We start from the raw sequence: 17,740 nt of genomic DNA on the forward strand, positions 1-17,740 counted from the left end.
AGCCCCCGTCAGGCATGGGCGCGGGCGCGCGGGAACACCCCGTCCGGCGTGCGCCGGGCACAGCCCGTCCCGCAGCCGCGGGCGCGGCCCCCCGCCCCGTCCCGCGCCCCCTCCCCACAGGTCGCGCTCACCTCACGTTCAGGCCGTGTCCACCTCCCCGTGGGCCGCACCTCCGCCCGCTCGGGGCGCATCCATTTTCCCCGCGGGGCGCGCCCGCCTTCCGGTTACGCCGCACCCGGTCCCATCTGCGAGGGACCGGGTGCGGCCTTTTCATGCCCGCTCCCCCTTGGGGCGCCCGGCCGAGGCGGGTTCTGTCAGACCTCTTCCCTCGGCCATGTGACGTGTGAAATTGTACCTCCGCTCCCCCCGCTTTGACGGAGCGCTGTCAATCGATCCCCCACTGTTCGGTCGTGCCACCCACACGGCCGCGCAAGGCCTGGAGGCCTAGTTGAAATCCGCCCGGATAACCGGACTGCCGTACCGCGTACGGCTCCTGACCGCCACCGTGACGTCCTGTCTGGCCCTCGGCCTGCTCGCCCCGATGAGCCAGGCCGCCACCGCCACCCCCAGCCCGGCCCCCGCCGCGCCCCGCGCCACGCAGGCCGCGCCGCAGCCCGCGCCGGACCCCTCCCCCGAGACCCGTGAGGCCGACCGGGCGTTCGGATCGATCCCCGCCTCCCAGCGGACCCCGATCCTGCCGGCCACCAGCCCCGCCGCGACGGCCAAGCTCTCCACCTCGCGGGCCCTGACCGCCGCCGCCTGCAACGTCAGCGACTTCACCAGCCGCACCGGCAGCGCCCTGGTCCAGCAGATCAAGGCCTCGGACGGGAACTGCGTCAACACGCTGTTCAACCTCACGGGCGGGGACGCCAACGGCGCCTTCCGCGAGGCCCAGATGGTGACCGTCGCCAACGCGCTGCGCGACAACGCCACCGCGTACCCCGGCGACAACAGCACCTCGACGTACCAGCTGGTGCTGTTCCTCCGCGCCGGCTACTACGTCCAGTGGTACCACCCGACCGACGTCGGCACCTACGGCCCGAACCTGCAGACCGCGATCCGCGGCGCGCTCGACGGCTTCTTCGCCAACAGCCACTCGCGCGACGTCACCGCCGCCAACGCGGGCACCCTCGGCGAGACCGTCACCCTGATCGACAGCGCCCAGGAGAACGTCCGCTACCTCCCGGTCGTCAAGCGCCTCCTCGACGGCTACGACGCGAGCACCTACAACGGCGTCGCCGGCATGTCGGGCGCCGTCAACAACGTCTTCACCGTGCTCTTCCGCGGCCACCAGACGAGCGGCTTCCTCGCCGCCGTCCAGGCCGACCCGAGCGTGCTCGACAGCGTCTACGGCTTCGTCTCCCGCAACACCGCGCTCTTCGGCGGCGACTTCGCCTACCTGCCGTACAACAGCACCCGTGAGCTCGGCCGCTTCCTCCAGTACCCGGCCCTCCAGGCCAAGCTCAAGCCGCTCCTGCGCCAGCTCGCGGACCAGAGCGCCCCGAGCGGTCGCCTCGCCTACCTGTGGGCGGCCGTCTCCGAGATGGTCAAGGCCTACGACCCCACGCACGCCGCCGACTACGGCACCGCCGACTCCGTCGCGCGGCTCCGCGCCGGCATCCTCACCACCAGCCACACGTGCAGCCCCTCCATCAAGGTGCTGGCCCAGCAGGTGACCCCCGAGAACCTCGCCTCCGCCTGCGACAGCCTCATGAAGCAGGACGCGTACTTCCACGCCGTGGCCCGTGACCGGGGCGCCGTCGCCAACGACCTCAACACCACCATCGAGGTCGTGGTCTTCGACACCAGCTTCGACTACCAGGTGTTCGCCGCCGCCATCTACGGCATCGACACCAACAACGGTGGCATGTACCTGGAGGGCGACCCCGCCGTCGCGGGCAACCAGCCCCGGTTCCTCGCCTACGAGGACACCCGCGTGCGTCCCGACTTCCAGGTGTGGAACCTCAACCACGAGTACACCCACTACCTCGACGGCCGCTTCAACATGTACGGCGACTTCACCGCCGGAGTGTCCACCCCGACCATCTGGTGGATCGAGGGCTTCGCCGAGTACGTCTCCTACTCCTACCGGAAGCTGCCCTACGACGGGGCGATCGCCGCGGCCGGGCGCCACACCTACTCGCTGAGCACCCTCTTCGACACCACCTACGAGAACACCAACACCGAGCGCACCTACCGCTGGGGCTACCTCGCCGTCCGCTACATGCTGGAGAAGCACCGCTCCGACATGGACTCCGTGCTCGCCAAGTACCGCGCGGGCGACTGGAACGGCGCCCGCACCATCCTCAAGAACACCATCGGCAACCGCTACGACGCCGACTTCGACGCCTGGCTGACCAGCTGCGCCGCCGGCGCCTGCGCCACCACCCCGGACCCGGGCCCCGGCCCGACCCTGCCCGAGTGCTCCGGCGCCGACGTCCGCCAGCTGGGCCAGAACTGCGCCCGCAGCAACGAGGCCGCGACCACCGGCAACTACGCGTACCACTACGTGTACCTGCCGGCCGGCGTCCAGCAGCTGAAGATCACCACCACCGGCGCCAACGGCAACGCCGACCTGTACTACAACGCGTCCAGCTGGGCCACCACGGGCAGCTACACCAGCAGCTCCGTCAAGACCGGCAGCGCCGAGACCCTGACCGTGAACAACCCGCCCGCCGGGTACGTCTACATCAGCCTGTACGCCAAGGAGGGCTTCACGGGGGCGAGCGTCTCCCTCGAGTACTGACCCCAAAGCACTGCCCCGGGTCACCGACCCCGGACCGTGAAAGGCCGCCCCGCCCCCGTACCGCACGGGGGCGGGGCGGCCCGCGTTCCGCCGCCCGCGTCCTAGGGCCTGTCGTCAGACTCCCGCCTGCCCCACGACGCCTGGGCCGCCCTTCGGGCGACGACGGGAGTTTGACGACAGGCCCTAGCGGCCGACCTCCTTGGTCACGAGCCTGACCGCCTCCTCCACGTCGTCCGTGACGTGGAAGAGCAGCAGATCGCGCTCGGAGGCCTTGCCGCCCGCGACGACCGAGTCGCGCAGCCAGTCGACGAGCCCCTTCCAGTACTCCGTCCCGAAAAGGACGATCGGGAAGCGGGTGACCTTGCGGGTCTGCACCAGGGTCAGCGCCTCGAACAGCTCGTCGAGGGTGCCGAGACCGCCGGGCAGGACCACGAAGCCCTGCGCGTACTTCACGAACATCGTCTTGCGGACGAAGAAGTAGCGGAAGTTAACGCCGATGTCGACGTGCTGGTTGAGCCCCTGCTCGAAGGGCAGCTCGATGCCGAGGCCGACCGAGACCCCCTTGGCCTCCCTGGCCCCCTTGTTGGCCGCCTCCATGGCGCCCGGGCCGCCGCCCGTGATGACCGCGAAGCCGGCCTCGACGAGCGCCCGCCCGATCCGTACACCCGCCTCGTACTCCGGCGAGTCCGCGTTCGTACGGGCCGAGCCGAAGACGCTGATCGCGCTCGGCAGTTCGGCGAGGGCTCCGAAGCCCTCGACGAACTCGGACTGGATGCGCATGACCCGCCAGGGGTCCGTGTGCACCCACTCCGAGTCGCCCTCGGTGTCGAGCAGCCGCTGGTCGGTCGTGCCCGGCTGGACCTGGTCCCGCCGCCTGAGCACCGGACCGAGTCGCTGCTCCTCGGGCTTCGCCATTCCCTCGGGAATGCCCATGGCCTGCTCCCTCCGCCGATCGGCGGCCCACTGCGACCGCCAACTGATCTTCTGGTCCGGCCAGGGTAGGACGACAGAGGTGACGAAACGCGAAATTACGGAAGTCTGGAGGAGAGAAGTCAGACGGTCAGGTGCCCAGACGGTCAGGTGCTCCGGCAACCAGGCCGTCAGGCGGTCAGCCAGTCGCGGAGCCGCGCCTCGCAGTGGTGGATCCGGTCGACGGGGACGTGCTCGTCCCGCTTGTGCGCGTAGATCGGGTCGCCGGGCCCGTAGTTGACGGCCGGCACGCCCAGCGCGCTGAAACGGGAGACGTCCGTCCAGCCGAACTTGGGCTGGGCGCTGCCGCCGACCGCCTTCATGAAGGCCTCGGCCGCCGGGTGCGAGAGGCCGGGCAGGGCGCCGGGGCTCTCGTCGTCGACGACGAGCTCGGCGATGTCGCAGTCGGCGAAGACCTCGCGGACGTGCGCCAGGGCCTCCGCCGGGGAGCGGTCCGGGGCGTACCGGTAGTTCACCGTGACCGTGCAGGCGTCGGGGATGACGTTGGTGGCGACCCCGCCCTGGATCGCCACGGCGTTGAGGCCCTCGTGGTACTCCAGGCCGTCGATGACCGGCTTGCGCGGCTCGTACGAGGCGAGGCGGGCGAGGATCGGGGCGGCGGTGTGGATGGCGTTCGAGCCCATCCAGGACCGGGCGGAGTGGGCGCGCTCGCCCGCGGTGTGCAGGATGACCCGCAGGGTGCCCTGGCAGCCGCCCTCGACCTGGGCGTCGGAGGGCTCCAGGAGGACCGCGAAGTCGCCTTCCAGCCAGTCGGGGTGCGCGGCGGCGATCTTCCCGAGGCCGTTGAGGTCGGCGGCGACCTCCTCGTTGTCGTAGAAGACGAAGGTGAGGTCCCGGTTGGGCTCGGGGACGGTGGCGGCGATCCGCAGCTGCACGGCGACCCCGGACTTCATGTCGGAGGTGCCGCAGCCCCAGAGGATGCCGTCCTCGTCGAGCCGCGAGGGCACGTTGTCGGCGATCGGCACGGTGTCGATGTGGCCGGCCAGGACGACACGCTCGCCGCGGCCGAGGCTCGTGCGGGCGACGACGTTGTTGCCGTAGCGGTCGACGGTGAGGTGCGGCAGGGTGCGCAGGGCCTGCTCGATGGCGTCCGCGAGGGGCTGCTCGGTCCCGCTGACGGACGGGAAGTCGACGAGGGCGGCGGTGAGCGCGGCACCGTCCTGCGAGAGGTCGAGCCGGGCGTCGAGCGGAGTGATGTCAGCCATGTGCCGACCCTAACCCGGCCTCCAGTACGGTGGGCCCCGTGTCCGAGCCCACCCGCCCCGCCCGTCGCGGCCACCTCGCCCGTTCAGCGGCTGCTTTCGTCGCGCTCCTCGGCCTCGCCTCCTATGTGGTCTTCCAGCAGGTGACGGGGAGCAAAGGCACGCCCCGGTGCACCGTGGGCACCGGGGACAACCGGTACGAGTTCACTCCGGAGCAGGCGTCCAACGCGGCGACGATCGCGGCCGTCGGCACCACCCGGGGGCTGCCCGAGCGGGCGGTCACGATCGCCCTCGCGACGGCACTCCAGGAGTCGGGGCTGCGGAACATCGAGCACGGCGACCGGGACTCGCTCGGCCTGTTCCAGCAGCGGCCCTCGATGGGCTGGGGGACGCCGGAGCAGATCATGGACCCGGTCTACGCGGCGGGGAAGTTCTACCAGGGCCTGGAGAAGGTCCCCGGCTACTCGCGGCTGCCACTGACGGTGGCGGCGCAGAAGGTGCAGAAGAGCGGCTTCCCGCAGGCGTACGCGAAGCACGAGCCGGACGCCACCCTTCTGTCGGCGGCGCTCACCGGCCGGTCCCCGGCGGCCCTGTCCTGTACGACGAGCGACGCGGAGGGGCTGCCCGGCGATCCGGAGCTGGTCCGCGACGAGCTGGTACGCGCCTTCGGCGAGCAGGCGGCGCCGAAGGCGGTCACGGGCGGACCGACCGCGGGCCGCTCGGCCTCGGAACCGCCGGTGCTGACGGTGCCGGTGCGCGCGGCCCGGGGCTCGGGCGCGGCCCCCGGGGCCGGGGCGGACGAGCGGCGCGGCTGGGAGCTGGCGCAGTGGGCGGTGGCGCGGGCGGAGACGCTGCGCATCGCGGAGGTCACCTTCGAGGACCGGGTGTGGCGCGCGGGCGAGGCGCGCGGCGGCTGGTCGAAGGCGTCGGGCGCGCAGGCGACGGACGGGGCGACGGTCAGGATGCGGCTCGCGGAATAGGGATCGCGGGGCTTCCGTGGCGGTACGGCTCCGCCCGCTCGCGGGGCTTCCGTGGCGGTACGGCTCCGCCCGCTCGCGGGGTTGCGGTGCCGTCGGAGGGCCCGCGGGCCCTCGCCACGGCCGAGCATCCGTGCGGTCGTTCACCCTCGCGTGTCATGCGCCCGGTCCGCGCCCGGAGAAATTCACCACGCTTTCGAGCCGCCTCCCCCACCATGCGCCCCACCCGCCCCATCCCCTTGTGACGTAAGGGAAGTGACGGTTCGGCAGGCGCTCGCACAATGACACGTTCGTCCGTTTTCCTCCCCACCCGACAATACGACGCATTATCAACTCTTTACCTTCGACCGCCGCAACCTCCCCCGCCCCAGGGCCGGTTGTCACTGCGTCCGCACAACACCCCGCACCTCGTCGAAGGAGCACCATGTCCCTCCCCCTGACCCGTCGGATCGCCCGCGCCGCCCTCATCATCGCGGCCGGAGCAGCCCCCGTGGTCGGTGCGGCCGGCTCCGCGAGCGCCCTGGACCACAGCCTCGCGCCGACCGGTGCCCTGGGCGGCCTCACCGCCCTGGACGCCGCCGGCGCCGGCACCGCCGTCGACTCCGCCTCGCAGACCGCCACCGGCGTCGTCGGCGCCACCGGCAGCAAGGCCGTCGGCACGGCCGTCCCCGCCGCCGGCAAGACCGTCGGCGCGGCGGGCAGGACCGCCACCCCGGCCGCCCAGAAGGTCGCCGGCGAGACGGCCGGCAGCGCGGGCGAGGTCGTCGGCAAGACCGCCGGCGCCGCCGCCGAGAGCGCCGAGGGCCCGACCGGCGGCGCCCTGGGCGGCGGCCTCGGCAACCTGCCCACCGGCCAGGCGCTCGGCGCCGCGCCGCTGGGCGGCCTGCCGATCGGCGGCTGACCCCGCGGGAACGCACGAGGGCCCGGGGAGCACCTCTCCCCGGGCCCTCACCCGTACACGCTCAGGCGGTGCGCGCTCAGCCGAGCCGCTTCACCGCCGCCGCGACCCGCTCGTCCGTCGCCGTGAACGCGACCCGCACGAACCGCTCCCCCGCCTCGCCGTAGAAGTCGCCCGGAGCCACCAGGACGCCCTTCTCCGCCAGGTACGCCACGGTCTCCCAGCACGGCTCGTCCCGGGTCGCCCACAGGTACAGGCTCGCCTCGCTGTGCTCGATGCGGAAGCCGTGCGCCTCCAGGGCAGCCCGCAGCGCCGCCCGCCGGGCCGCGTACCGCTCGCGCTGCTCGGCCACGTGCGCGTCGTCGCCGAGCGCCGCCACCGTCGCCGCCTGCACGGGCGCCGCGGTCATCATGCCGCCGTGCTTGCGGATCTGGAGCAGCTCGCCCAGCACGGCCGCGTCACCCGCGACGAACGCGGCCCGGTAGCCGGCCAGGTTGGAGCGCTTGGAGAGCGAGTGGACGGCGACGATGCCCTCGTACGAACCGCCGCAGACGTCCGGGTGCAGAACGGAGACCGGGTCGGCCTCCCAGCCCAGCTCCAGGTAGCACTCGTCGGAAAAGATCAGGATCCCGTGCTCGCGCGCCCACGCCACGATCCGGGTCAGCTCGTCCTTGGAGAGGACCTTGCCGGTCGGGTTGGACGGGGAGTTGAGCCAGAGCAGCTTGACCGCTTCGGGGTCGAGGTCGGTGGCGGGGTCGTCGTAGACGACGGGCTCCGCGCCGCAGAGCCGCGCGCCCACCTCGTACGTCGGGTAGGCGAGGCGCGGGTAGGCGACCTGGTCGCCCGCGCCGAGACCCAGCTGGGTCGGCAGCCACGCCACCAGCTCCTTGGAGCCCACCACCGGCAGCACGTTCTCGTGGACGAAGCCCACCGCGCCCAGACGCCGCTCGCACCAGCCGGTGAGCGCGTCGCGCAGCTCCTTCGTCCCCCACACCGTGGGATAGCCCGGCGAGTCCGCCGCCGCGACCAGGGCCTCCTGGATCAGGGCGGGGACCGGGTCGACGGGCGTGCCGACCGACAGGTCCACGATGCCGTCCGGGTGTGCCTGGGCCGTCTTCTTGTACGGCTCCAGCTTGTCCCAGGGGAAGACGGGCAGGCGCGAAGAGACTGCGCTCACGGGTTGGCTCTCACTTCCTGTACGTACTCGGGGAGGCGTCGGAAAACGCCTCGGCCCCGTACGGCGGGCGACGCCGTACGGGACCGGATTCGACCTGGTGCGGTCGATCAGCCGTTCTGCGGCGGCAGGGCGGCGATGAAGGGGTGGTCGCGCTCGATCTCGCCGAGCTTGGAGGCACCACCGGGCGAACCGAGCTCGTCGAAGAACTCGACGTTCGCCTTGTAGTAGTCCTTCCACTCCTCCGGGGTGTCGTCCTCGTAGAAGATCGCCTCGACCGGGCAGACCGGCTCACAGGCCCCGCAGTCGACGCATTCGTCCGGGTGGATGTACAAGGACCGCTTGCCCTCGTAGATGCAGTCGACGGGGCACTCCTCGATGCACGCCTTGTCCTTCACGTCGACACAAGGCTGCGCGATGACGTAGGTCACGCTGTCGTTCCTCCTCGATAGGGCTGGTCTGCGCGGGAGCGCGGCGTCGTCGATGCCCGCCCCTAGTATCTCCGTTCTTGGGGGCGATCCGAACAGGAGGGGCGGAGAAGCTGTGGAATTCACCGGCGGAGGACGTCTTGAAGTCCGAATCACCGGCGCTGACGTGGGAAAACGTGTCTCCGTTCGGTACGTGACGGAGTCGCCCTCGGTGGTCGGAAGGTTCACCGACGTGGTCGGAGTTCTCACATCATGGGACAACTCTGTGCTGCTGATCACACGAAAGAGCGGCGAGAGCGTCCGGATCGCGGAATCCGCGCTCGTCGCGGGGAAGGTCGTCCCGGCCGCGCCGGCCCGCCGCCGGGGCCCCTCCGCCACCTTCCCCGAGCTGGCGCGGGCCACCGCGCGCGCGTGGCAGCCGGTCGAGAGCGAGGCGCTCGGCGAGTGGACCCTGCGGGCCGCCGACGGGTTCACCCGCCGCGCCAACTCCGCGCTGCCGCTCGGTGATCCGGGACTACCGCTCGCGGACGCCCTGACCCGCGTACGCGCCTGGTACGGGGCCAGGAAGCTCCCCGCGTACGTCCAGGCCGCCACGGGCGCCGAGGGCACGCAGGAGCTGCTCTGCGCGGCGCTCGAAGGGCACGGGTGGCGGCGCGAGGTCTCCGCCGAGGTACGGATCGGGGCGCTGGCCCCGATCGGCGACCTGGACGCCGACATCTCCGCCGTACGCCTCTCCCGCACCGTCGACGAGGCGTGGCTGCGCCGCTACCAGCGCTCCGGCGAACCGAGTCCGGCGGTACGCACGGTTCTCACCTCCGGCCCGAGTGTGTGGTTCGCGTCCGTGGCGGGCACGGGAGGGGTGAGGAGTGAGATGACGGGTGAGGTGTCGGGCGAGTCGTCGGGTGGCGAGCCGGACGAGGCGCCGGCGGCGATCGGGCGGTGCGTCGTCGACGGGCGCTGGGCGGGTTTCATGGCCATCGAGGTCGATCCGGCCCAGCGGCGCCGGGGCCTGGCGAGCGCCGTCATGACGGCACTGGCCCGGAAGGCCCTCGACGAGGGCGCGTCGGCGGCCTGGCTCCAGGTGGAGGCGGAGAACGACGGGGCGCTGGCAATGTACGACGGCATGGGCTTCGCGCCCCACCACCACTACCACCACTATCGATGGGCGGAGGCGTGACGGAGGACGTGCCACCACGGGAAGACGGACGGGGGGACGGAGCGGGAGAGGGAGCAGGACCGGGAGCAGGACCGGGAGACGAAGCGGCCGGCGTTCCGGAGGACGGATCGGCCGACGGATCGGCCCGGGGCCCGGAGGACGGATCGGCCGACGGATCGGCCGGCGCCCCCGACTGGCGGCGGGAGTTCGCCGAGGAGGCGCGGTCCGAGCGGCCCGACCTCGCCCGGCTCTGCCTGCTGATCGGCGCCGTGGCCGACCCGACCGTCACCCGCCACACCCTGGACGAGGCCGAGATCGAACTCGACCGCCTCGCCGGACTCGTCCCTTACTCCACCCGCCTCACCGGCGACTGGACGGGCTCGCTCGCGGGGCTCCTCGGGCACCGGGAGGGCTTCGTCGGCGTGGCCGCCGACTACCAGCGGCTGGAGTCCTCCCTGCTGCACGAGGTGCTCCGCCGCCGCCGGGGCCTGCCGATCCTGCTCTCCGTCGTCTGGATGGAGGTCGCACGGCGGGCCGGCGCCCCCGTGTACGGGCTCGGGCTGCCCGGCCACTTCGTCGTCGGCTTCGGCGACCCGGCCGACCTGAACCTCGCCGACCCCTTCGCGGGAGGGCGCGCGATGACGGGAACGGACGCCGAGCTCCTGGTGACGAGCGCGACGGGCGAGGCGCTCGACCGCTCCATGCTCCGGCCCGCCGAACCGGGCGCGATCGTGCTCCGGGTCCTGAACAACATCCGCGCCTGGGCGGCCCCGCGCCCCGAACGGTCCGACGTGGCGCTGTGGGCGGTGGAACTCTCCCTGCTGCTCCCCTCGCACCCGGCCAGGCTGCGCTACGAGCGCGCCGAGCTGCTGGTCCAGCGCGGGGAGTTCCTCACGGGGGCGGCGGAGATGGAGGCGTACGCGCAGATCATGGACGCGGTGGACCCGGAGTCGGCGACGACGATCCGCCGCCGGGCCCAGGCGGCACGGGCACGCCTGAACTGAAGAGAAGTGGGGGCGGGGCGACCGGATTCGAACCGGCGTCCTCCGAGATGCCATCGCGGCGCATTACCTCTGTGCTACGACCCCGCCCTTGGGGATCACGGTAGTCGGTGGGCGGGCGGGGTACGAGGGGTTTTGACTCCGGGGCGATCGGGTTCGTGGCGTACGGTCGTCCGGTGAGTGACTGGGACGGGGGTGCGGTGCGTGCTCGGGTGCGGGAGTTGGCGGGGCTCGACCCCGAGTGGACGCGATCGGGGGCACGCACTCATCGGTACGAGCTGACGCCCGCCCTGCCCGAAGCCGCGATCTCCGCATTCGAGCAGCGGCACGGCATCCGACTCCCCCCGGACTACCGTGCGTTCGTCGCGGAGGTCGGCGACGGTCCCGCCGGTCCCGCCCACGGCCTGATGCCCTTGACCACCCCCCGCCCCGAAGCCGACGAGGACGACCCCTGGGCCGTGGACGGCGAGTGGGAGGAGGACCGGCTGCCGGGCCGGCTCGCGGCGCCGTTCGCCCTCACCGAACCTCTGCCCGGTGCGATCGGGGTACACGCGGCCGAGGAGTTGGTTCCCGGCACGCTCATGCTGGCCGAAGAGGGATGCGGCCTGTACATCCGACTGGTCCTGACCGGCCCCCGAGCGGGCGAGATCTGGCGGCTCGACCCGGACTGGGGCGGCTTCGTCCCGGCCCACCCCGACTTCCGCGCCTGGTACACCACCTGGCTGCACGACGCCCCGCCCACGGGCACGACACCCCCCGGGAGTCCGTCCGGACCGCCACGAGGCCATCAAGCAGCCGGCCCGTAGAACCCCTGAACCCCCGCCCGACGTCGTCGGGCGGGGGTTCAGGTGCTCGGCTCGGGGCCAGGGGCGCCGCCGGGGCGTCAGCCCTCGCCGCTCAGGTCGATCGTCTTCGTGCGTTCCGCCTTCGTCCTGCCCATCAGGGCGTCCCGCATCACGAAGGCCACGTCGTCGGCGGACACCTGGTGCTTGGTGCCGTCGCCCTTGGTGATCATGATGCCGTCGAAGGCCCCGTCGAGCAGCCGCTCGATGGCCTTCTTGTCGTAGACCTCGATCAGTCGGCCGTCGACGGCCTTCATCGAGAGGATCTGCGGCAGCGACCGCGTCGGGCCGAAGTCGATCTTCCGGCCGCCCGCCTTGATCGTGATCAGGCCCGACATCGCCGGCTGGGCGAACTCCTTCATCGCCCGGTCCAGCTCCGCCTTGGTGATGCTCGGCTGCCTCGTCGTGACCGGCAGCTCCACCACCTTGTTCTGGCCCGTCTCCACCTGGGCGCGGAACGCGTCCCTCACCGAGATCACCGAGCGCTGGATGTCCAGGCCCTTGCCCGGCTTGCCCTCGACCGGCGTCACCTTGTTCGGGGCGAACAGGATCGTCGCCTCGGTCCCCGACGCCGACGTGCCCGCCAGGTCCCTCAGCGCGACCGCGAGCTTCTCCTCGTCCACCGGGAAGACCGGCTTCGCGACCCGCTCCCCGCCGAACAGCGACCCGATCACCGAGACCGGGTTGTAGTCGCTGCCCGCCGCGGCCCGCACCGTCTCCTGGCTGTCGAGCGCCAGGCCCGCCTTGTCCGGGGCCAGCTGGACCTTGGTGCCGCCGATGCCGAGCTGGAGCGGCGCGTGGGCGCGCTTGCCCAGGGCCGTGTCCAGCTTGTTGACGGCCTCCTCCTTCGTACCGCCGCCGATGTCCACACCGAGGACCGTGGTCCCCTTGGGAACGTCGGAGTGGTTGAGGAGCAGACCCGCGCCGTACGCGACGCCCGCGAGGCCCACGACCGCCACCGCGACCAGGACCAGCTTCGAGCGGCCCTTCTTCGCCGGGGCACGGCCGGCCGCCGGAGCGGGGCGCGGCGCCGGGGCCGGTGTGGGGGTCGCCTTGCCCTCGATGCGCGGGGTGAGGTCCGGCCGGGCCGCCTTCGGCGGGACCACCGGGATGCCGCTGGTGAGCGTGTCCCCCGAGACATGGCCGTTGCCGCCGCCCTGCGGGCCCGGACCCGAGTTCGGCGCCGGTGCCTGCGGGGTGAGGATCGCGGTGTCGTCGGACATGCGCGGAGCGCCGCCGGGGGCGCCGGGAGCGCCGTGGGCTGCGTGGGGACCGTGGGGACCGGGGAACGGCGAGCCCTGGCCCGGCCCCTGGCCCTGGCCCTGACGCGGTCCCTGACCCTGCCCCTGGAACGCCCTCGGGCCGCCCATGGACGCCGTGCCCATGACCGGGCCCGTCGTCGGGCCCGTCGGCGCCGCGCCCGGACCCGGGTACGCGGGCGTGCCGCCCGCCGGGGTGCCGTCGTACATCGGGGTCCCGCCCGCGGGCGTCCCGTCGTACATCGGCGTCCCACCGGCCGGCGTGCCCTCGTACCTCGGGGTGCCGCCCGCAGGGGTCCCGTCGTACATCGGCGTTCCGCCCGCCGGCGTGCCCGTGTACATCGGCGTTCCGCCCGCCGGTGTCCCGCTGTCGTACAGCGGGTTGCCCGCGCCCTGCTGAGCGGACGTCACCGGGCGGCTCGACGGTGTGTTGCCGACCGTGGGGACGCCCGAGGTCGCGGAGCCCGCGAAGCCCGTGCCCTGAGGCTCCGGCCCGAGGGGGGCCGGCGAGGGCTTCGGGGCCTGGGACGGCACGGGGGCGGCGGCCGGGGTCTGGGGCGCCGCCTTGCGGGGCGCGAACCAGTCGCTGGTCTCCTTGGCCTTGGGGGCCTCCTCCGCCTGCGGCGGCTCGGGGGCCGCCACCGGCTCGGGCTCCGGCTCCGGTTCCGCGACGGGAGCGGGCTCCGGTGCGGGCGCCTCGTTGACCGTCTTGCGGACCACGACCGGCGGGATCGGACGCGAACCCGGGATGTTGATCCGGATACGGGTCGTCAGCGTCGTCTCGGTCTTGGGCTCCTCCGGCGGTGCGGGCGCGACGGCGGTCTCCTCCGGCGCGTCCTGCGAGGGGTGGAGCGACGGATACTGGCGGGATCCGTACGGCGGTGTACCCGACGGGTACGCGGCTCCACCGCGCCCCTGGGCGCCGGAGGACGAACTGTCAGTCTCTCGACCAGTTTCACGACTCAAAGCAGGATCTCCCGGTTGGCTCCACCGCCCGCTCTTGCTGATGCTCGTGTAACCCGGGCGGTTCGGCGGCGCGCACCACCATACTGGCCGCCGCCGACACATACCCGACCGCTGGGTGACGTACGACGGTCAATCCGGCCGAAGTCAGGGCGTCCCGGGTCTCAAGTCGTGCTGCTCAAGGGGTCGGCCGCGGCAGCCGGGACAGAGTGGCGCACATCACAGCCGCCGCCATGCCGCCGAAGAGGAAGAGCAGCTCGCCGGCCCCGCCGCCGAACACCCCGTCTCCCTCCGGGCGTCCGATGCTGAGCAGGACGACGGCGACGAGCCAGCCGGCTCCGCCCGCGACGACGCCGACCTGGGTGCCGGTGGCGCGCAGCCCTCCGTAGAAGAGCGCGGCGGTGGCGAGGAGGGCGAGGAGCAAGCCGCCGGGGAACCAGGCGGCTTGGACGAGGGCTCCGGCCGTGCCGACCAGGACGCCGAGGACGGCCAGGGCCGCGTACCAGACGAGCCGGGCGGTGCGGGAGGCCGGGAGCGCCGGGGAGGTGGGGGTGCTCACGCGGTCACCCCCGCGAAGAGGTCGGTCTCGCGGGTGCCGGCGGGGGCGCCGGGGGCGCCCTGGACGAGTTCGTAGTACTCGGTGGTGAAGATCGGCTGGCCCAGGTCGTTGGAGAGCGCGAAGAACGGACCGTCGACCGCGACTTGGGTGGCGTGCGCGGCCATCGCCGCGCTCTTGCGGGCGGTGTGCTCGGGGCCCGCGTCGATCTCGGTGGTGATCCGGTCCTCGTCGACGACTCCGGGGACGTCGTCGATCGCGGCGACGGCGGGGAAGGCGGAGCCCTCGGCGCGCAGCCGGGCGAAGCCGGCCTCGGCGACCGGGCGCGGGACGCGGTTCCAGTAGATCTTGGCGATGGTGTGCGCCGGTCCGAGCTCGGGGCGGTAGGCGGGGTCGGCGGCCAGTTCGGCGGCGCGGGTGGCGACGCGGTGGGCCTGGATGTGGTCCGGGTGGCCGTAGCCGCCGTCGGGGTCGTAGGTGACCAGGACCTGGGGGCGGGTCTCCCTGATCACCTCGACGAGGTACGGGGCGGCGGTGTCGACGGCCGTGTTCCAGAACGCGTTGTCCCGCTCGTTCTGCTCGGCGCCCATCATCCCGGAGTCGCGGAACCGGCCGGGGCCGCCGAGGAAGCGGTGGTCGGTGACGCCCAGCTCGGCCATCGCGGCGGCGAGTTCGCCGACGCGGTGCGGGCCGAGCCGGTCCTCGCGGTCCGGGGCCAGGTGGGCGAGTCCGGGCGGGATGACCTCGCCCTCCTCGCCGAGGGTGCAGGTGACGAGGGTGACGAGGGCACCCTCGGCCGCGTACCTGGCCATGGTGGCGCCGTTGTTGATCGACTCGTCGTCCGGGTGCGCGTGCACGAGCAGCAGACGGCGGGCGGGGAGATCGGACATGTCCCCAGCCTACGAGGTCCGGCCGGAAGAGGGGTCAGGGCGTGGGGGCGCTCAGAACTTGAGTCCGCCGATCATGCCCGCCACGTTCGTCGTGAGGGTGCTGATGGACGGAGCGATGGACGAGCTCGCCAGGTAGAAACCCAGGAGCGCGCAGACCGCCGCGTGTCCAGCCTTCAACCCGGATTTCCGGATCAGAAGGAAGACGACGATCGCCAGCAGCACCACCACGGAGATCGAGAGTGCCACGGCGGTTCACCTCCACACTTCTTCGGTCGGATATTCGAGCGGTTCGGTCAGCGAGCATGTGCCAACGGGGTACGTACGCGAGGTACATACCCACCTAGCGCTACGGATCATAACTATCCGTGCCATCGCATCGATCGGCGGACGGAGGCACGAGGGGGGCGCACAGCGCTAGTTTCAGCCGTATGACCATGTCTCGACAGCAGTCCGCCACACCCTCGGCCGGGCTCTCCTTCCCCCGTCAGCACGCCCGGACCCAGCGGTTCACCCTGGGTGTTCCGCGGGCGTTCTCCGTCTCGCCCGACGGGGAGCGCGTGGTGTTCGTCAGGTCCGGTTCGGGAACCGACCGTTCGCACCGGCTCTGGGTCCTCGACCTCCCCCGCGACGGCGGCGCGCCCTCGGAGCGGGTGGCGGCCGACCCGGAGGTGCTGCTCGCGGGCGCCGAGGAGGAACTGTCGCCGCAGGAGCGGGCGCGCCGGGAACGGAGCCGGGAGGGCTCGGCCGGTGTGGTGGGGTACGCGGTCGACGGGGCGGTGGAGCTGGCGGCGTTCGCCCTGTCGGGGCGGCTGTTCGCGGCGGAGCTGCGGGCCGGGACGGCGCGGGAGCTGCCGGTGCCGGGACCGGTGATCGACCCCCGCCCCTCGCCGGACGGACGGTTCGTGGCGTACGTGACGGAGGGCGCGCTGCGAGTGGTGGGCGCGGACGGGTCGGACGACCGTGAACTGGCCGTTCCCGAGGACGAACACGTCTCCTACGGATTGGCCGAATTCATCGCCTCGGAGGAGATGACCCGGGACCGGGGTTTCTGGTGGTCGCCCTCCTCGGACCGGCTGCTGGTCGCGCGGGCGGACGACCGTGCGGTGCGGCGCTGGTGGATCGCGGACCCGGCGCACCCGGAGCGGGAGCCGCAGCCGGTGGCGTATCCGGCGGCGGGCACGGCCAACGCGGACGTCCGGCTGTTCGTGGTGGGTCTCGACGGGGCCCGCACGGAGGTGCGGTGGGACCGGGAGCGGTATCCGTACCTGGGCCGGGTGCACTGGTCTGCGGCGGGGGCCCCGCTGCTGCTCGTGCAGGGGCGGGACCAGCGGGAGCAGGTGTTCCTGGCGGTGGACCCGGAGTCCGGGGAGACGAGCACGGTACGGGCGGAGCGGGACCCGGTGTGGCTTGAGCTGCTGCCGGGGGTACCGGTGTGGGCGCCGGACGGGCGGCTCGTACGGCTGGTGGACGTGCCCGGGGCGGACGGGGCCGGCGAGGGCGAGAACGGGGCGGGGAAGGACGGTGCCCGGGTCCTGGCCGTCGGGGACGAGGTGCTCACCGATGCCGCCCTGCACGTCCGTGCGGTCCTCGACGTGGGCGAGGACGACGTCCTGGTGTCCGCGTCGGCGGGTGCGGCGGCGGTCGCGCCGGAGACCGGTGAGGTCCATGTGTACCGGGTGACCGGCCGGGGCGCCGAGCGGGTCTCCGAGGGCGTCGGGGTGCACGGCGCGGTGCGCTCGGGGGCGGTGACCGTCCTGGTGTCGGCGCGCCCGGAGTCGCCGGGGAGCGTGGCGCGGGTGCTGCGTGACGGCGAGCAGGTCGCGGTGGTGGCCTCGTACGCGCAGCTGCCGGTGATCACCGCCCGGGTGCGGCTCACGGAGGCGGGTGCCCGGCGGATCCCCTGCGCGGTGCTGCTGCCCTCGGGGTACGAGGAGGGGGACGGGCCGCTGCCGGTCCTGATGGATCCGTACGGCGGTCCGCACGGGCCGCGCGTGCTCGCCGCGCACAACCCGCATCTGACGTCCCAGTGGTTCGCCGACCAGGGCTTCGCGGTGGTCGTGGCGGACGGGCGGGGCACGCCGGGGCGCTCGCCGGACTGGGAGAAGTCGATCGCGCGGGACCTCTCGCCGACGCTCGACGACCAGGTGGCGGCGCTCGAAGGGCTCGCCGGGCGGTTCCCGCTGGACCTGGAGCGGGTCGCGGTCCGGGGCTGGTCGTACGGCGGGTATCTGGCGGCGCGGGCGGTGCTGCGGCGGCCCGACGTGTTCCACGCGGCGGTCGTCGGGGCGCCGGTGACGGACTGGCGGCTGTACGACACCCACTACACCGAGCGGTACCTCGGCACCCCGCAGGACGATCCGGAGGTGTACGCGGCGCAGTCGCTGGTCACGGACGACGGTCTCTCGGGGCCGGAGGTGCCGGTGCGGCCGATGATGATCGTCCACGGTCTCGCGGACGACAACGTGGTGGTCGCGCACGCGCTGCGGCTCTCCTCCGCGCTGCTCGCGGCGGGCCGGCCGCACGAGGTGCTGCCGCTGTCCGGGGTCACCCACATGACGCCGCAGGAGCAGGTCGCGGAGAACCTGCTGCTGCTCCAGGTGGACTTCCTGAAGCGGTCCCTGGGGATGGCGGACGGAGCGGGGGCGGAGCGGGGCTGAG

General features: G+C 72.9%; 15 protein-coding genes and 1 tRNA gene. 7 read left to right on the forward strand and 9 right to left on the reverse strand.

Translation table 11 applies throughout. The features are described 5' to 3' along the window. The first annotated feature begins 541 nt into the window (after window positions 1-541). Window positions 542-2,746 (forward strand): M9 family metallopeptidase, encoded by a 2,205-nt coding sequence (locus ABT154_RS03920; protein ID WP_351853142.1) that lies wholly within the window; start codon window positions 542-544, stop codon window positions 2,744-2,746. A 183-nt stretch (window positions 2,747-2,929) separates the two neighbouring features. On the opposite strand, the gene ABT154_RS03925 is transcribed toward ABT154_RS03920, so the two are convergent. Beyond that, window positions 2,930-3,679, reverse strand: a complete 750-nt coding sequence (locus ABT154_RS03925) for an LOG family protein (protein ID WP_351852455.1) — start codon at window positions 3,677-3,679, stop codon at window positions 2,930-2,932. A gap of 167 nt (window positions 3,680-3,846) precedes the next feature. After that, window positions 3,847-4,941, reverse strand: a complete 1,095-nt coding sequence (gene dapE / locus ABT154_RS03930) for a succinyl-diaminopimelate desuccinylase (protein WP_351852457.1) — start codon at window positions 4,939-4,941, stop codon at window positions 3,847-3,849. Between the two features lie 29 nt (window positions 4,942-4,970). Between dapE and ABT154_RS03935 the strand changes: the two genes are divergently transcribed. Both ABT154_RS03935 and ABT154_RS03940 read left to right on the forward strand, forming a co-directional pair. Next, window positions 4,971-5,918 carry a VldE C-terminal domain-containing protein gene (locus ABT154_RS03935; protein WP_351852459.1) on the forward strand — a complete coding sequence of 316 codons (948 nt, stop codon included), beginning with the start codon at window positions 4,971-4,973 and terminating at the stop codon, window positions 5,916-5,918. A gap of 421 nt (window positions 5,919-6,339) precedes the next feature. Continuing rightward, on the forward strand, window positions 6,340-6,816 hold the full coding sequence (locus tag ABT154_RS03940) for an ATP-binding protein (protein WP_332436100.1): 477 nt from the start codon (window positions 6,340-6,342) through the stop codon (window positions 6,814-6,816). 76 nt (window positions 6,817-6,892) lie between these two features. Here the strand turns inward: ABT154_RS03940 and ABT154_RS03945 are convergent, their stop codons facing one another. Continuing rightward, a complete protein-coding gene (locus tag ABT154_RS03945; RefSeq protein ID WP_351852462.1) occupies window positions 6,893-7,990 on the reverse strand; it encodes a bifunctional succinyldiaminopimelate transaminase/glutamate-prephenate aminotransferase in 1,098 nt (365 codons plus the stop codon). Window positions 7,991-8,097: 107 nt separating this feature from the next. Next, window positions 8,098-8,418 (reverse strand): ferredoxin, encoded by a 321-nt coding sequence (gene fdxA / locus ABT154_RS03950; protein WP_015035968.1) that lies wholly within the window; start codon window positions 8,416-8,418, stop codon window positions 8,098-8,100. A 112-nt stretch (window positions 8,419-8,530) separates the two neighbouring features. On the opposite strand from fdxA, the gene ABT154_RS03955 reads away from it, so the two are divergent. Together ABT154_RS03955 and ABT154_RS03960 are read left to right on the forward strand one after the other, a co-directional pair. Next, a complete protein-coding gene (locus tag ABT154_RS03955; RefSeq protein ID WP_351852465.1) occupies window positions 8,531-9,592 on the forward strand; it encodes a GNAT family N-acetyltransferase in 1,062 nt (353 codons plus the stop codon). Further along, on the forward strand, window positions 9,589-10,575 hold the full coding sequence (locus ABT154_RS03960) for a transglutaminase family protein (RefSeq protein ID WP_351852467.1): 987 nt from the start codon (window positions 9,589-9,591) through the stop codon (window positions 10,573-10,575). Before ABT154_RS03955 ends, ABT154_RS03960 begins: the two co-directional genes overlap by 4 nt. A 7-nt stretch (window positions 10,576-10,582) precedes the next feature. Here the strand turns inward: ABT154_RS03960 and ABT154_RS03965 are convergent. Then, window positions 10,583-10,662, reverse strand: a tRNA-Ala gene (locus ABT154_RS03965). A gap of 86 nt (window positions 10,663-10,748) precedes the next feature. Here ABT154_RS03965 and ABT154_RS03970 point away from each other — a divergent pair. Beyond that, a complete protein-coding gene (locus ABT154_RS03970) occupies window positions 10,749-11,378 on the forward strand; it encodes an SMI1/KNR4 family protein (protein WP_351852470.1) in 630 nt (209 codons plus the stop codon). A gap of 77 nt (window positions 11,379-11,455) precedes the next feature. On the opposite strand, the gene ABT154_RS03975 is transcribed toward ABT154_RS03970, so the two are convergent. The 4 genes from ABT154_RS03975 to ABT154_RS03990 all read right to left on the reverse strand — a co-directional run bounded on the left by ABT154_RS03975 (window position 11,456) and on the right by ABT154_RS03990 (window position 15,328). Further along, window positions 11,456-13,639, reverse strand: coding sequence for a hypothetical protein (locus ABT154_RS03975; protein ID WP_502969437.1), 2,184 nt, complete (start codon window positions 13,637-13,639; stop codon window positions 11,456-11,458). A 175-nt stretch (window positions 13,640-13,814) separates the two neighbouring features. Further along, complete coding sequence (locus ABT154_RS03980; RefSeq protein WP_351852475.1) at window positions 13,815-14,195, reverse strand: DUF6113 family protein; 381 nt, start codon at window positions 14,193-14,195, stop codon at window positions 13,815-13,817. Beyond that, window positions 14,192-15,082 (reverse strand): N-acetyl-1-D-myo-inositol-2-amino-2-deoxy-alpha-D-glucopyranoside deacetylase, encoded by an 891-nt coding sequence (gene mshB, locus ABT154_RS03985; RefSeq protein WP_351852478.1) that lies wholly within the window; start codon window positions 15,080-15,082, stop codon window positions 14,192-14,194. The genes ABT154_RS03980 and mshB overlap by 4 nt, the downstream gene beginning before the upstream one ends. 51 nt (window positions 15,083-15,133) lie before the next feature. Continuing rightward, window positions 15,134-15,328, reverse strand: a complete 195-nt coding sequence (locus tag ABT154_RS03990) for a hypothetical protein (protein WP_015035959.1) — start codon at window positions 15,326-15,328, stop codon at window positions 15,134-15,136. Window positions 15,329-15,510: 182 nt separating this feature from the next. Between ABT154_RS03990 and ABT154_RS03995 the strand changes: the two genes are divergently transcribed. Further along, window positions 15,511-17,739 (forward strand): S9 family peptidase, encoded by a 2,229-nt coding sequence (locus ABT154_RS03995; RefSeq protein ID WP_351852481.1) that lies wholly within the window; start codon window positions 15,511-15,513, stop codon window positions 17,737-17,739. The last annotated feature ends 1 nt before the right edge of the window (window position 17,740 follow it).

It is taken from the genome of Streptomyces sp. NPDC001728 (genome assembly GCF_040297565.1).
In the GTDB taxonomy this organism is placed as follows: Bacteria; Actinomycetota; Actinomycetes; order Streptomycetales; family Streptomycetaceae; genus Streptomyces.

Bases quoted from the DNA above. Each gene is read 5' to 3' on its own strand.
- ABT154_RS03920 (WP_351853142.1), top strand. From the start codon at position 542: ATGAGCCAGGCCGCCACCGCCACCCCCAGCCCGGCCCCCGCCGCGCCC.
- ABT154_RS03925 (WP_351852455.1), bottom strand. From the start codon at position 3,679: ATGGGCATTCCCGAGGGAATGGCGAAGCCCGAGGAGCAGCGACTCGGT.
- dapE (WP_351852457.1), bottom strand. From the start codon at position 4,941: ATGGCTGACATCACTCCGCTCGACGCCCGGCTCGACCTCTCGCAGGAC.
- ABT154_RS03940 (WP_332436100.1), top strand. From the start codon at position 6,340: ATGTCCCTCCCCCTGACCCGTCGGATCGCCCGCGCCGCCCTCATCATC.
- mshB (WP_351852478.1), bottom strand. From the start codon at position 15,082: ATGTCCGATCTCCCCGCCCGCCGTCTGCTGCTCGTGCACGCGCACCCG.
- ABT154_RS03995 (WP_351852481.1), top strand. From the start codon at position 15,511: ATGACCATGTCTCGACAGCAGTCCGCCACACCCTCGGCCGGGCTCTCC.